14 protein-coding genes are annotated in these 12,401 nt (G+C 69.0%); 9 read left to right on the forward strand and 5 right to left on the reverse strand.

Features of this window, described 5'->3' with window-relative positions; genetic code table 11:
- Positions 1-13 precede the first annotated feature (13 nt).
- The 3 genes from ACRSBM_RS38150 to radA are packed head-to-tail and all read right to left on the reverse strand — an operon-like array spanning position 14 to position 2,439.
- Positions 14-547 carry a hypothetical protein gene (locus tag ACRSBM_RS38150; RefSeq protein WP_434451564.1) on the reverse strand — a complete coding sequence of 178 codons (534 nt, stop codon included), beginning with the start codon at positions 545-547 and terminating at the stop codon, positions 14-16.
- On the reverse strand, positions 516-1,043 hold the full coding sequence (locus ACRSBM_RS38155; protein ID WP_434451566.1) for a hypothetical protein: 528 nt from the start codon (positions 1,041-1,043) through the stop codon (positions 516-518). The genes ACRSBM_RS38150 and ACRSBM_RS38155 overlap by 32 nt, the downstream gene beginning before the upstream one ends.
- Complete coding sequence (gene radA / locus ACRSBM_RS38160; protein ID WP_434451568.1) at positions 1,036-2,439, reverse strand: DNA repair protein RadA; 1,404 nt, start codon at positions 2,437-2,439, stop codon at positions 1,036-1,038. The genes ACRSBM_RS38155 and radA overlap by 8 nt, the downstream gene beginning before the upstream one ends.
- Positions 2,440-2,848: 409 nt before the next feature.
- Between radA and ACRSBM_RS38165 the strand changes: the two genes are divergently transcribed.
- Positions 2,849-3,277: a hypothetical protein gene (locus ACRSBM_RS38165; protein WP_434451570.1), complete on the forward strand. Its 429-nt coding sequence runs from the start codon at positions 2,849-2,851 to the stop codon at positions 3,275-3,277.
- A gap of 197 nt (positions 3,278-3,474) precedes the next feature.
- Here ACRSBM_RS38165 and ACRSBM_RS38170 read toward each other — a convergent pair whose 3' ends face one another.
- A complete protein-coding gene (locus ACRSBM_RS38170; RefSeq protein ID WP_434451572.1) occupies positions 3,475-4,221 on the reverse strand; it encodes a hypothetical protein in 747 nt (248 codons plus the stop codon).
- 254 nt (positions 4,222-4,475) lie between these two features.
- On the opposite strand from ACRSBM_RS38170, the gene ACRSBM_RS38175 reads away from it, so the two are divergent.
- From ACRSBM_RS38175 to ispF, 3 genes are read left to right on the forward strand one after another with little or no spacing between them, the layout of a single operon-like run.
- Complete coding sequence (locus ACRSBM_RS38175; RefSeq protein ID WP_012782996.1) at positions 4,476-4,964, forward strand: CarD family transcriptional regulator; 489 nt, start codon at positions 4,476-4,478, stop codon at positions 4,962-4,964.
- A 42-nt stretch (positions 4,965-5,006) separates the two neighbouring features.
- Complete coding sequence (gene ispD, locus ACRSBM_RS38180) at positions 5,007-5,699, forward strand: 2-C-methyl-D-erythritol 4-phosphate cytidylyltransferase (protein WP_434451575.1); 693 nt, start codon at positions 5,007-5,009, stop codon at positions 5,697-5,699.
- Positions 5,696-6,163, forward strand: coding sequence for a 2-C-methyl-D-erythritol 2,4-cyclodiphosphate synthase (gene ispF, locus ACRSBM_RS38185; protein ID WP_434451577.1), 468 nt, complete (start codon positions 5,696-5,698; stop codon positions 6,161-6,163). Before ispD ends, ispF begins: the two co-directional genes overlap by 4 nt.
- Here the strand turns inward: ispF and ACRSBM_RS38190 are convergent.
- Positions 6,160-6,456 (reverse strand): DUF6191 domain-containing protein, encoded by a 297-nt coding sequence (locus ACRSBM_RS38190; protein ID WP_434451579.1) that lies wholly within the window; start codon positions 6,454-6,456, stop codon positions 6,160-6,162. The two genes, ispF and ACRSBM_RS38190, sit on opposite strands and share 4 nt — an antisense overlap.
- 53 nt (positions 6,457-6,509) lie before the next feature.
- Between ACRSBM_RS38190 and ACRSBM_RS38195 the strand changes: the two genes are divergently transcribed.
- The 5 genes from ACRSBM_RS38195 (at position 6,510) to ACRSBM_RS38215 (ending at position 12,266) form a co-directional block, all read left to right on the forward strand.
- Positions 6,510-7,454, forward strand: coding sequence for a toll/interleukin-1 receptor domain-containing protein (locus ACRSBM_RS38195; RefSeq protein ID WP_434451581.1), 945 nt, complete (start codon positions 6,510-6,512; stop codon positions 7,452-7,454).
- A 25-nt stretch (positions 7,455-7,479) separates the two neighbouring features.
- Positions 7,480-8,103 carry an HAD family hydrolase gene (locus tag ACRSBM_RS38200; RefSeq protein WP_434451583.1) on the forward strand — a complete coding sequence of 208 codons (624 nt, stop codon included), beginning with the start codon at positions 7,480-7,482 and terminating at the stop codon, positions 8,101-8,103.
- Positions 8,100-9,494: a cysteine--tRNA ligase gene (gene cysS / locus ACRSBM_RS38205; RefSeq protein WP_434451585.1), complete on the forward strand. Its 1,395-nt coding sequence runs from the start codon at positions 8,100-8,102 to the stop codon at positions 9,492-9,494. The genes ACRSBM_RS38200 and cysS overlap by 4 nt, the downstream gene beginning before the upstream one ends.
- Before the next feature lie 5 nt (positions 9,495-9,499).
- Positions 9,500-10,471: a 23S rRNA (guanosine(2251)-2'-O)-methyltransferase RlmB gene (rlmB, locus tag ACRSBM_RS38210; RefSeq protein WP_434451587.1), complete on the forward strand. Its 972-nt coding sequence runs from the start codon at positions 9,500-9,502 to the stop codon at positions 10,469-10,471.
- Positions 10,472-11,039: 568 nt separating this feature from the next.
- Positions 11,040-12,266, forward strand: a complete 1,227-nt coding sequence (locus ACRSBM_RS38215; RefSeq protein ID WP_434451589.1) for an MFS transporter — start codon at positions 11,040-11,042, stop codon at positions 12,264-12,266.
- The last annotated feature ends 135 nt before the right edge of the window (positions 12,267-12,401 follow it).

The following is a 12,401-nucleotide window of genomic DNA, read 5'->3' on the forward strand; positions in this document are numbered from 1 at the left end:
GCCGCGGTCCTGTTCAGGGCCGCGGCGGTACTTTTTCGATGATCGTCGCCGTGCCGGGCGAACGGCCGTGCAACGTGATCATGTCGCCGCGGATCAGATGCGCCCACGCCGGCGGCACGAACGGCCTCAGGCGAGCCGTCGCGCGTTCACCGGGCCCCAGCACCGGCTTGGACTCGATCCACAGCGCAGCGACACGCTGGTCCCTGCCCGTGACGTCCCACATCGGCCGTTCTCCCCTGGCCTGCAACGGTTCCGCGTCGACGCTCAGCGTCAGCTCGACCCGCCACAGGCCTTGGATCGACTCCACGCACCGCCACTGGAACCAGGCCTCGTCCTGCTCCATCTGGATCGCCGCCTCGGCCAGCAGGGCCCAGTAGCGCGGCGTCTGCCAGGTGTGGCCGTCGAACTCCCCCAGCAGCTGGAGCACCAGCTCCCACTCCTCGAGTTCGAGGTAGTCGAGCAGGTCCGCGCTCTGCACCTCACGGGGCACCAAGGACGTGGCGAACCGCAACAACTCACCGATCTCGCTGTCGTGCTTCCCCAACACCCGCGTATTCGATCACAGTCGCCGTGCCGGACACCGACTGTCCCTCGTGGAGGGTGATCACGTCGCCAGCCCCGAGGTGGCGCCAGGCTTCTGGCCACGCGGGCAGCAACCGGCCGACCGCGTGCGGCTTCGACTCGACCCAGAGCCTGGCGGACTGGGCTGCGCCGGTTCCCACGTCCCAGAGCACGCCGGTGTCCGGAACCGGGTTCCCGGGCTTGAGGTGCAGGTCCACGCGCAGCAGCACGCGCTGGTACGCCTCGTACTCGCGCCAGCGGAACCACTCGGCAGGCAGGCGCAACTGCTCCGCCGCCCTCACCAGCAGTGCCCAGTACTCCCAAGGCTGCCAGTCGATGCCGCCGAAGTCGCCGAGCAGGTCGAGCGCGAACTCCCACTCGTCGCGGTCGAGGTACGCCCGCACGTCCGCCGCCGAGGCCCCCGAGTCGCCGCGGATGTCGTCGGGCACCAACTCGACGGCGCGCCGCAGGAGGTCAGTCATCCTCGTTCTTGCCGCCGGACTCGGACTTGCCGCTGCTGCGCTTGCGGTTCAGGCCCAGCACCTCCAGCGCCGACACCAGGTCGTTCGCCACCAGCGCGCGCACGCCGTCGGGCAGCGGGCCGTGGTCCGGCGGCACGAGCGCCTTCTTGAAGCCGAGCCGTGCGGCTTCCTGGAGCCGCTTGCCGACGCCGTTGACGCGCCGGATCTCGCCCGCGAGGCCGACCTCGCCCAGCACCACCAGGTCGGCGGGCAGCGCGATCTCCCGTTCCGCCGACGCCACCGCCAGCACCACGGCGAGGTCCGCGGCCGGCTCGACCAGCCGCATGCCGCCGACGGTCGCGGTGAAGACGTCCTTCTGGAACAGGTTGACCTTGCCGCGCTTCTCCAGCACGGCCAGCGCCATCGCGATCCGCGCCGAGTCGAGCCCGCTGACGGCACGCCGGGGCGCGGGCAGGTTCGTCTTGGCCACCAACGCCTGCACCTCGCCGAGCATCGGCCGCTTGCCCTCGACGATCACCGTGACGCAGGTGCCCTCGACGGCCTTCTCCCGCCGCGTCAGGAACAGCCCGGACGGGTCCGGCACGCACGCGATGCCGTCGTCGCGCAGCTCGAAACAGCCCACCTCGTCGGCCGCGCCGTAGCGGTTCTTGATGCCGCGCAGCAGCCGCAGACTGGAGTGGCGATCGCCCTCGAACTGCAGCACCACGTCGACGAGGTGCTCCAGAACCCGAGGCCCCGCAACGGATCCGTCCTTCGTGACGTGACCGACCAGCACGACCGGCAGACCGCGCTCCTTGGCCATCGCGATCAGTCCTGATGCGACGGCCCGCACCTGCGTGACGCCGCCAGGGCCGCCCTGGGCGCTCACCGTCGACATGGTCTGGATGGAGTCGACGATCAACATGGACGGCTTCACCTGGTCGACCTGACCGAGCATCGCGCTGAGCTCGCTCTCGGCCGCCAGGTACATCTCGCCATGCAGGTTGCCGGTGCGTTCCGCGCGCAGCCGCACCTGCCCCGCGGACTCCTCACCCGTGACGTAGAGACAACGGCCGTGGCTCTCGGCCCAGCGGTGCGCCGTCTCCAGCAGCAACGTCGACTTGCCCACACCGGGCTCACCGGCCAGCAACACGACCGCACCCGGCACCAGCCCACCGCCGAGCACCCGGTCGAACTCGCTGACACCAGTCGAGAGCGCCCGCGCCGACTCGATGTCGACCTCACCGATCGGCCGGGCCGCCGACGTCGGCGCGCCCGCCACGACCCGCGTCACCGACGCGGTGCCCCGTTCCTCGATGCTGCCCCACGCCTGGCACTCGGGGCAGCGGCCGAACCACTTCGCCACCTCGTGCCCGCACTCGGCACAACGGAAGATCGGCCGCGCTGTCTTCGCCACGGGTCGAACGTTAGAGCAAGGGTCTGACAGTGTTTGTTGGCGCTCGCTGGCGCTCGCGCGGCGAGTTCGCCCTTGAGTCGGTCATCCGGGCCCCGCTTCGCGCCGAATCGCCTTCGGCGGTTGACACGAAGAGGGACCCGGACGACCGACGCGAACTCGCAGTGTTTGATGGCGCTCGCTGGCGCTCGCGCGGCGAGTTCGCCGGGGAGTCGGTCATCCGGGCCCCGCTTCGCGCCGAATCGCCTTCGGCGGTTGACACGAAGAGGCGACCGGACGACCGACGCGAACTCGCTTTCGCTGGTCAGCCCTGCGTCTCGAAACTTTTCAAGATTCTTTGAGGCGGTTTGTCGATCCGGCGGGAGGCCCGTTCGACGCATCAGTGGAAGGACACGACAGCCTGGAGGACACAGTGACCACCGCTACCGCGACCCAGACCCGCAAGTTCGCCCTCGGCCGCTACGCCACCGTCGTCACCCGCGTGCTGACCGGCCTGCTGTTCGCCACGACCGGCCTCAACGGCTTCATCATGTTCATGCCGGCCCCGGATCCCAGCACGATGGCTCCGGAGGGTGTGGCGTTCAGCGCGGCGCTCTACGCGACCGGGTACATGCTGCAGCTGACGTCCGGCGTCCAGCTGCTCGCCGGCGTCCTGCTGATCGTCGGCCGGTTCGTGCCGCTGGCGCTCGCGCTGCTCGCCCCGGTCGTGGTGAACATCTTCCTGTTCCACGTCTTCCTGGAGCCCGCCGGCATGGTCATGGCGTTGCTCGTGGTCGCCGCCGAGATCGGCCTGGCGTGGGCGTACCGCGACAAGTTCCGCCCGATGCTCCAGGCCTCCTGAACCACCGGGGTCCTGAACCAACGAAAACGCCGCTCCCCCAACGAACGCGGGGGAGCGGCGTTTCGCGCATCTCTTGCGAGTTCGCGTCGGTCGTCCGGTCGCCTCTTCGGGTCAACCGCCGCAGGCGATTCGGGCCGAAGCGGCGGCCGGACGACCGACTCAAAGGCGAACTCGCCGCCGCGCCAGCGGCCAAAAAATCAGTGTCCGCCGGAGTCGTGGCCCTCGCTGACGCGCTCGTGCTCGGACGGCGCCACCGGCACCTCGAGCGTCAGCGAGCCGGCCTTCTCGAACAGGAACGTGATCTTGACGGTCTGGGCCGCCACCACGTCGCGGTTCAGCTTCTTGAGCGTGCAGCGGATCTGCAGCACCTCGAGGTCGGGGTCCACCGCGGTCGGCGCCGCGGAGGAGCTCGACGGCGGGCGAGCGGACGACGAGGCGACCGAGGACGGCGCGCCGGACGACGGCGTCACCGAGCCCGAGGTCGGCGCTACCGACGAGGACGACGGGGCGCCCGAGGTCGCGGACACCGACGAAGAAGGCGCGTGCGACGACGACGGGGCGTGCGCGGACGACGAGGGCGCGGAGGTCTTCGTCGGCGCCTTGGAGGCGTCGTACTCGGCCCGCAGGGCGTAGCCCGCCGGGATCTCCTTCGAGCCGACGATCTCCGCCTCGGCCTCGGCCGCCTCCGACTTGATGGAGAGCAGCTTGTCCGGGGTGGAGCCGGTGTTCGCGATGACGAACGTCAGCGGGGCGTCCTCGCCCTCGTGGTACCGGTTCCCGTCCGCCGGGAAAGCGAGCATGGCGTTGCGCACCGCGATCGGGCCAGCGTTGCCGCTCGCACCGTCGACGGCGGCGACCTGGGTGTCGGTCTGGGTGACCTGACCGGCGCTGCAGCCGACCGCCACCAGGCCGAGGCCCGCGGCCAGCGCTGCCGTCACGATCATCCGGCGAGACACTCCTGAGTTCACGGCTCCAGCGTCCTTCCTAGGGAACAACCACCAGGCAAGGAGCCTAACTGGGGGCCGAAAAGAGGACGCGACGGGCTGCCAGTCGATCTTCGGTGAGTCGTACCTTGCACGCGAACAGGTGGTTTGTCAACCCCCCGCATGGCCCTGACCAGCACTAACGGATCATCGAGCAGCAATCGGAGGGTTGCCGGACGTGTTAGGATGGAGGCATCGAAAGGGGCAGAGGACACATGGTTTTCAAGGTCGGAGAGACCGTCGTCTACCCGCACCACGGTGCCGCTCTCATCGAAGCAATCGAGACCCGCGTGATCAAGGGCGAGGAGAAGAAGTACCTCGTTCTCAAGGTAGCGCAGGGCGACCTCACCGTTCGGGTTCCCGCTGACAACGCCGAAATCGTAGGCGTGCGTGACGTTGTCGGCCAGGAAGGGCTCGACAAGGTTTTCGAGGTCTTGCGTGCTCCCCACACCGAGGAGCCGACCAACTGGTCTCGGCGGTACAAGGCCAACCTTGAGAAGCTCGCCTCCGGCGATGTGAACAAGGTTGCGGAAGTGGTGCGCGACCTCTGGCGGCGTGAAAAGGATCGCGGGCTGTCCGCCGGCGAGAAGCGGATGCTGGCGAAGGCGCGGCAGATACTGGTCAGCGAGCTGGCGCTGGCCGAGGGCACCGACGAGGACAAGGCCGAGGTTCTCCTCGACGAAGTTCTCGCCACTGCCTCGTAGTTCTCACAATCACAACAAGAGCATCGGACCTAAGTCGCGAACATGAGTGTCGTCGCGCTCGTGCCCGCGGCAGGGCGAGGTGAGCGTCTGGGCTACGGGATGCCCAAGGCGCTCGTGCCGGTCAACGGCGTACCGCTGTTGACCCGTGCCGTGCGCGGCCTGTTCGAGTCGGGCCACGTCCAGCACGTCGTCATCGCCGCTCCACCGTCCGATGTGGATCTCGTGCACACCGCTACCGCCTCGCTGGCCCCGGCCGGCGGGGCGGTGCACGTGCTTCCCGGGGGCGCTCAGCGCTCCGACTCGGTGCGCCTCGCCCTCGAACACGCCCTCCGCGTGATTCCGGACACCTCGATCGTGCTGGTCCACGACGCCGCTCGTGCCTTCACCCCTCCCGAGGTCATCGCCGGTGTCGTGGCCGCGGTGCGCGGCGGGCACGACGCCGTCATCCCCGTGCTCCCGGTCGCCGACACGATCAAGCAGGTGGACGAGGTCGGAGTGGTCGTCTCCACACCTGATCGAGCGGCACTGCGGGTCGTGCAGACCCCGCAGGGTTTCCGCGCCGAGACTCTCAGAGCCGCCTACAGCTCCGGTATCGCCGCGACTGATGACGCTGGTCTCGTTGAGAAGAACGGTGTCGCGGTCCACACGGTTCCCGGGCACGCGCACGCCATGAAGATCACCACCCCGTTCGACCTCGCGGTCGCGGAAGCACTTTTCAGCGGAGGCCAGGAGTGAGGATCGGCCAGGGCGTCGACGTCCACCCGATCGAGGCAGGCCGGGAGTGCTGGATCGCCGGCCTGCTGTGGGAAGGCGTCGACGGGTGCGCCGGCCACTCGGACGGCGACGTGGCCTCGCACGCGTTGTGCGACGCGTTGCTCTCCGCCGCGGGTCTCGGCGACCTGGGCGCCGTCTTCGGCACGTCGGACCCGCGCTGGTCGGGCGCGCACGGGGTCGTCCTGCTCACGGAGGTGCGCCGCCTCGTCGAGGAGGCCGGTTACCGTGTGGGCAACGCCACAGTGCAGGTCATCGGCAACGAGCCGCGCATCGGCAAGCGCCGCGACGAGGCCCAGAAAACGCTTTCCGAAGCCGTCGGCGGCCCCGTCTCGGTCGCCGGCACCACCACCGACGGCCTCGGTCTCACCGGGCGGAGCGAGGGCATCGCGGCGATCGCGACGGCCCTGCTGATCCCGGTGGACTAGCGGGAAGTCCGCTGGCTCGGCACCTGCAGGACGGCGGTGCCGCCGTCGAGGTCGACCAGGCTCCGCGGCGGTGCGCCGTCGCCCTCCTCGTCGCGCAGCTGCCGTTCCTCCTTGCGGTACTCCAGCTCGTCGCGCTTGCCCGCCTCGAACGTCGCGCCGAGCTCCCCGATGCCGGCCGCGGCCAGCGGCGTGCCCCGCTTCTTCCTCCGCACGAACCGCTCGACCACGGCGAGTGCGAACAACACCACCACCAACGCGGGTAACGACATCGCGAAAAGGAACCCCAGGCTCATTACTGGACAACTCCCGCGCCGGCGGTGTGGTTCCCGCCACTACCATCCACACGGTGCCCAAGTACGACGTGTGCCTCTCCTTCGCCGGTGAAGACCGCCCCTACGTCGACGAGGTGGCCCGCCACCTCTCCGAACTGGGCGTCTCCCGCTTCTACGACACCGACGAGCAAGCCGATCTCTGGGGCAAGAACCTGGTCGAGCACCTCGACCAGATCTACCGCCACGACTCGCGCTTCTGCGTGATGTTCGTGTCGGAGCACTACGCCAGGAAGATGTGGACCCGGCACGAGCGCCAGTCCGCGTTCGACCGCGCGCTGGTCTCCGACACCGAGTACGTGCTGCCCGCCAGGTTCGACGACACCGAGCTGCCCGCGCTGCGGTCCGGCACCGGCTACCTGGACCTGCGCCGCCTCACGCCGCGCGAGCTGGCCGAGATGATCGCGGCGAAGGTCGGCGTCCCGGCCTCCCCGCCGCCCTCCGGCTGGGAGTACCAGCTGTTCTCGGACAACGTGGCGCTGCACATGCGCAACCTCAACGACAAGCGGATCAGCCACGAGATGGGCTACGCCTCGCCGGGTCGCACGATCTCGACGGACACCGACGCGCTCGACACCTACATGGCGCGCACCCGCGCGTTCGACCGCATCGTCAACGGCATCGCGGACCTGCTCTCCCCCGGCAGGCAGCAGTGGGCGTTCGGCCCTGCGGGACGGCCCGGTGACCGCGAGAAGATCCGGCACCTCGCGAACCGCTTCGTCGAGTCGTACGAGAGCCTGCTCGACTGGGCCGCCGAGCTGCGCGGCACCGTGACGCCGGACCGCTTCACGAACCTCTACCGGATCACCGCGCAGCTCGCCGACCAGCCGCTGAAGCAGATCGAGGAGTTCGTCGAGCAGTTCGCGACCGCCGCCGGGCGTGGTGCCGGCGACCTGCAGCTGGTCCTCTCCTATGACGCGTCCCACGTTGAGGCGGAACTCAAAAAGGTCCAGACCACCTAGCCGCGGAGAACGTAGAGTCGGGGGCGTGACGATCCGCGCCGCGCTCTTCGACTTCTCCGGCACGCTCTTCCGGCTCGAACACCCCGAGCTGGCGTCCAACGCGGACCTGATGCGTGCGCTCACCGCCCCCGTCGGCATCGCCGACGGCATGGACCCCGACCTCGTCGACGCGTGGTACCGCCGCGACCTCGACCCCGACCTGCACCGCTGGGTCCACCTGAGGGTGCTCAACGACTCCCTCGTGCCGGACGCCGAGGCGCTCTACGACCAACTCATCCAGCCCGAGTCCTGGGAGGCCTACCCCGACACCAAGGCCGCGCTGGAACACCTCAGGGACATCCCCGTCGCGGTCGTCAGCAACATCGGCTGGGACATCCGCCCGGTATTCGAGCGGCACGGCGTCACCCACCTCGTGGACGAGTTCGTGCTCTCCTACGAGGAAGGCGTGATCAAGCCGGACCCGAAGATCTTCACCACCGCGTGCGAACGGCTGGGCGTCGATCCCCGCGACGCCGTCATGGTCGGCGACAGCGAGGAGGCGGACGGCGGAGCGGAGGCGATCGGTTGCTCCTTCCGGCTCGTCAACCCGGTTCCGACGAGTGACCGCCCCAATGCTCTTTTGGATGTGGCCCGTACCATTCCCGTGTGAGCCTCCACATCTACGACACGGCGAGCCGATCCATGCGGGAGTTCCACCCGCAGGTCAACGGAACGGCGTCGATCTACGTGTGTGGGGCGACGGTGCAGGGCGTACCGCACATCGGGCACGTCCGCAGCGGCCTGAACTTCGACGTCCTCCGGCGCTGGCTCGCCCGTGACGGTGCCGAGGTCACGCTGGTCCGCAACGTCACCGACATCGACGACAAGATCCTCACCAAGGCCGCCGAGCACGACAAGCCGTGGTGGGAGTGGGCGTACCAGCACGAGCGCGCGTTCGAGGACGCGTACGACGCGCTGGGCTGCCTGCCGCCGTCGTACGCGCCGCGTGCCACCGGTCACGTGACGCAGATGGTCGAGCTGATGCAGCGGCTGATCGACAAGGGCCATGCGTACGACGTCGACGGCGACGTCTACTTCGACGTGCGCTCGTTCGCCGAGTACGGCGCGTTGTCCGGGCAGAAGCTCGACGCGGTCGAGCAGGGCGAGACGGCCGTGCGCGGCAAGCGCGACCCGCGCGACTTCACGCTGTGGAAGGCCGCGAAGCCCGGTGAGCCGTCCTGGCCGACGCCGTGGGGCGACGGCAGGCCCGGCTGGCACCTCGAGTGCTCGGCGATGGCGACGACGTACCTCGGCGGCACGTTCGACATCCACGGCGGCGGGCTCGACCTGATCTTCCCGCACCACGAGAACGAGCAGGCCCAGTCGCGCGCGGCCGGTGACGGCTTCGCGAACTACTGGATGCACAACTACTGGGTGACGCTGTCGGGCGAGAAGATGGCCAAGTCGCTCGGCAACACCGTCTCCATCCCCGCGATGCTGGACAAGGTCCGCGCGCAGGAGCTGCGGTACTACCTGGTGGCGCCGCACTACCGGTCGCACATCGAGTACTCCGAGGACGCGTTGCAGGAGGCGGTGTCGGCCTACGGCCGGATCGAGTCGTTCCTGCGCCGCACCGTCGAGCGCGTCGGCCCGATCGAGCTCCGCGGCGACATGTGCCCGGACTTCGTCGTGGCGATGGACAACGACCTGAACACGCCGCAGGCCGTGGCCGCACTGCACAACAAGGTGCGCCAGGGCAACACGGCACTCGCCGACGGCGACCACGACGCGGCCCGTGCGGCCGCCGAGTGCGTGCGCCGGATGGCTGACATCCTCGGCGTCGACCCGTTGTCGCCGAAGTGGAACGACGCGTCGTCTGCCGATCTCGGCATGCGGCAGGCGTTGACCACACTGGTGGATCGGCTGCTCGCCGAACGCCAGGAGGCCCGCAAGAGCAGGGATTTCGCGCGCTCTGACGCACTGCGCGACCAGCTGCACGACGCGGGCATCGCCGTCGAGGACACCCCCGGCGGTCCGCAGTGGACTTTGAAGGACGACTGACTTCCGTGGCTGGCAACTCCAAGCGCAAGGGCGCGATGCGCAATCCGGGCTCCAAGAAGGGCGCGGTCGTCGGCTCCGGCGGGCAGAAGTCCAAGGGCCTGCAGGGCAAGGGCCCGACCCCGAAGGCGTCGGAGCGCCCGAACCACCCCGCGTACAAGCGGGCCAAGGTCGCGGCGAAGACCGACGCGGTCAGGACCCAGCGCCGGCAGACGAAGGAGAAGGCCGCCGCGGAGACCGTGGCGGGCCGGAACCCCGTCGTCGAGTGCCTGCGCGCGGGCACGCCGGCGACGGCGCTGTACGTGGCGCTGGGCATCGACTCGGACGACCGCGTGGCCGAGGCCGTGAGCCTGGCCGCCGACCGGGGCATCTCCGTGCTGGAGGTGGCCCGCGGTGAGCTCGACCGGATCACCGGCGGCGCGATGCACCAGGGCCTCGGCCTGCAGGTGCCGCCGTTCGAGTACGCCACCCCGGACGAGATTCTCGAACTCGCCCAGCGCGCCGGTACGCCGCCGCTGCTGGTCGCGCTGGACGGCGTGACGGACCCCCGCAACCTGGGTGCCGTCGTGCGGTCGGCCGCGGCGTTCGGCGCGCATGGCGTCGTGGTGCCGCAACGGCGCAGTGCGTCGATGACGGCGGTGGCCTGGCGCACCAGTGCGGGCACGGCGGCCAAGCTGCCGATCGCGATGGCCACGAACCTCACCCGCACGCTGCGTGACTGGGCCGAGGCCGGGCTGATGATCGTCGGCCTGGACGCGGATGGCGACGTGGACGTCGACGGTCTGGACCTCGCGACGGGCCCGCTCGTCGTCGTGGTGGGCTCGGAGGGCCGCGGTCTCGGCCGTCTGGTCAAGGAGACGTGCGACCAGACCGTGTCGATCCCGATGGCCACGGGCGTCGAGTCGCTCAACGCGTCCGTCGCGGCCGGCGTCGTGCTGGCCGAGGTCGCCCGCCGCCGCCGGATCGACGCCAAGGGCTGAACTTCCTGACGCAATCGGCTGGTTCGCGACGCCAAGCGCGTTCATTCGCCGACGTTAGTGATCGTTTTCCTGCCCGCGAAACCGGTTTAGGTTCGCGGGCGGGAAAGTCGGCTTTCCACACTTGCCAGATCTCGCGCAGCCCGTTCGCATGACAAACGGCACGCCCTATTACGCGCCACTCCCGGCCACGGGTACGGTCGTCTCGTTGCCTATTGTCGGGTCCTGCCGGGCAGGAGTCGGAGCTGGTTGCACCGGTCGGCCGAGCGCGGGACACCCCGTTTGGCACCGGCTGACACACAACGTGACCATTTGGGGTCCAATCAGGCGAACCCGAGGTCAACTGTGAAGAAGATCAGCTCTACGTTTCGCTATTGTAACTACTTTAGGTAACTGGTCTGCTCCGTTTAGGTACACACTGTGGTAGGACAGACGTTGAACGGTCAGGCAGCTTCTACCGTGATTGTCGATAGAAATTGATTACCACCGGCGGGGGCGACGTGACTCGGCGTAGAGCGAATCAGGACGTGCTGATTCGCCGCGCGCGGGACGCGGCACGCCGAGGTCGCGCATGACGGCGCGCGGCGCCCTCCGCGAGCTCCTGGGTTTGCGTGAGTTCCGCGCCATGTGGATCGGTTCGACCGTGTCAACGGCCGGCGACCAACTCGCCGCGGTTGCATTGTCACTGCTCGTATTCGAACGAACACAATCCGCTGCCTGGACCGCCCTCACGTGGTCGCTGACGCTCTTCCCGCCGCTGATTTCGGGTCCGTTGCTCGGCTGGGTCGCCGACCGGTTCCCGCGCCGCACGGTAATGGTGACGACCGCCTGGTTGCAGGCCGTGCTCATGGCCGCGATGGCCATTCCGGGCATGCCGCTCTGGGCGATGATCGTGCTGCTCGTGGTGGTGCTGGCGATCTCCTCGCCGTACCTCGCCGCGCAGGAGGCGAGCCTTCCTCACGTGCTACCGGCGAAGCGCTACGACGACGGCGTGGCGCTGTTCGGCACGTCCGTCGACATAGCCCAGATGGCGGGCCTAGCGGCCGCGGGCTTCCTCGTCGCCCACACCAGTCCCGGCCTGGCCCTGGCGGTCAACGCGGTCACGTTCGCCGCGCTGGCGATCCTGGTGCAGACGTCGGTGAAGCACCGGCCCGCAGCGGACCCGCTGGGACGCAAGAAGAAGGACGACGACGAACCACGCGGTGTGCTGACCCTGATGGTGTCCGAGCCGCGATTGAGGACGCTGCTGGGCGTCCGGCTGCTCGCGGGCCTCGCGATGGTGCCGGAGGGCCTCGCGGTGCCGCTGGCGGCGAGCCTGAACGCCGTCTGGGCGGTGGGCCTGATCCTCGCCATCGAACCCGCCGCGAACGTGCTGGGTGTGGCGCTGCTCTTCCGCCTGGTGAGGGATCCGGCGAAGCGGGAACGGCTGATCGGGCCGCTGGCGATCCTGTCGCTGGCACCGTTGATCATGTTCGCGTTCCATCCGAACCTGACCTGGACGATCGTTTTGCTGGTGATTGCCGGTATAGGCGGGGCTTATCACACACCCGCTCGTTCGGCGTGGATGCGGCTGCTACCCGACCAGTACCGTGGAAGGGCTTATGGCATTGGGCGCGCGGCGTTGCGCTCGAGCCAGGGCGGCGGAATGGCGCTGGCCGGTGTCGTCGCTCATTCGGTCGGATCGTTGACGGCCACGATCGCGGGAGCGGGCGGTATCGGGCTGCTGCTGGCCGCGCACGCCACCTTCGCGCTGCGACGTGCTCGGGGTCGCGACGACTCGAAGGCGGTGGCAATCTGAAACAGAACGGTCACCATTAGCGATATCCGTCTTAGAGGCACCAGGATGTTCAGGTGCGAGATTGAGGTCCGATCAAGAGAGGTGGAGTTCAGAAGTCACGGTTGTTGCGCATGGAAGGACACCTCCTCGTTGCAA

Source organism: Lentzea xerophila (assembly GCF_051094245.1).
Classification (GTDB): domain Bacteria; phylum Actinomycetota; class Actinomycetes; order Mycobacteriales; family Pseudonocardiaceae; genus Lentzea; species Lentzea xerophila.

What these genes read in the sequence shown, in the direction of transcription:
- ACRSBM_RS38215 (WP_434451589.1), top strand. Translation starts at nt 11,040, where the DNA reads ATGACGGCGCGCGGCGCCCTCCGCGAGCTCCTGGGTTTGCGTGAGTTC.
- ACRSBM_RS38155 (WP_434451566.1), bottom strand. Translation starts at nt 1,043, where the DNA reads ATGACTGACCTCCTGCGGCGCGCCGTCGAGTTGGTGCCCGACGACATC.
- ACRSBM_RS38175 (WP_012782996.1), top strand. Translation starts at nt 4,476, where the DNA reads ATGGTTTTCAAGGTCGGAGAGACCGTCGTCTACCCGCACCACGGTGCC.
- ACRSBM_RS38190 (WP_434451579.1), bottom strand. Translation starts at nt 6,456, where the DNA reads ATGAGCCTGGGGTTCCTTTTCGCGATGTCGTTACCCGCGTTGGTGGTG.
- ispD (WP_434451575.1), top strand. Translation starts at nt 5,007, where the DNA reads ATGAGTGTCGTCGCGCTCGTGCCCGCGGCAGGGCGAGGTGAGCGTCTG.
- ACRSBM_RS38170 (WP_434451572.1), bottom strand. Translation starts at nt 4,221, where the DNA reads ATGATCGTGACGGCAGCGCTGGCCGCGGGCCTCGGCCTGGTGGCGGTC.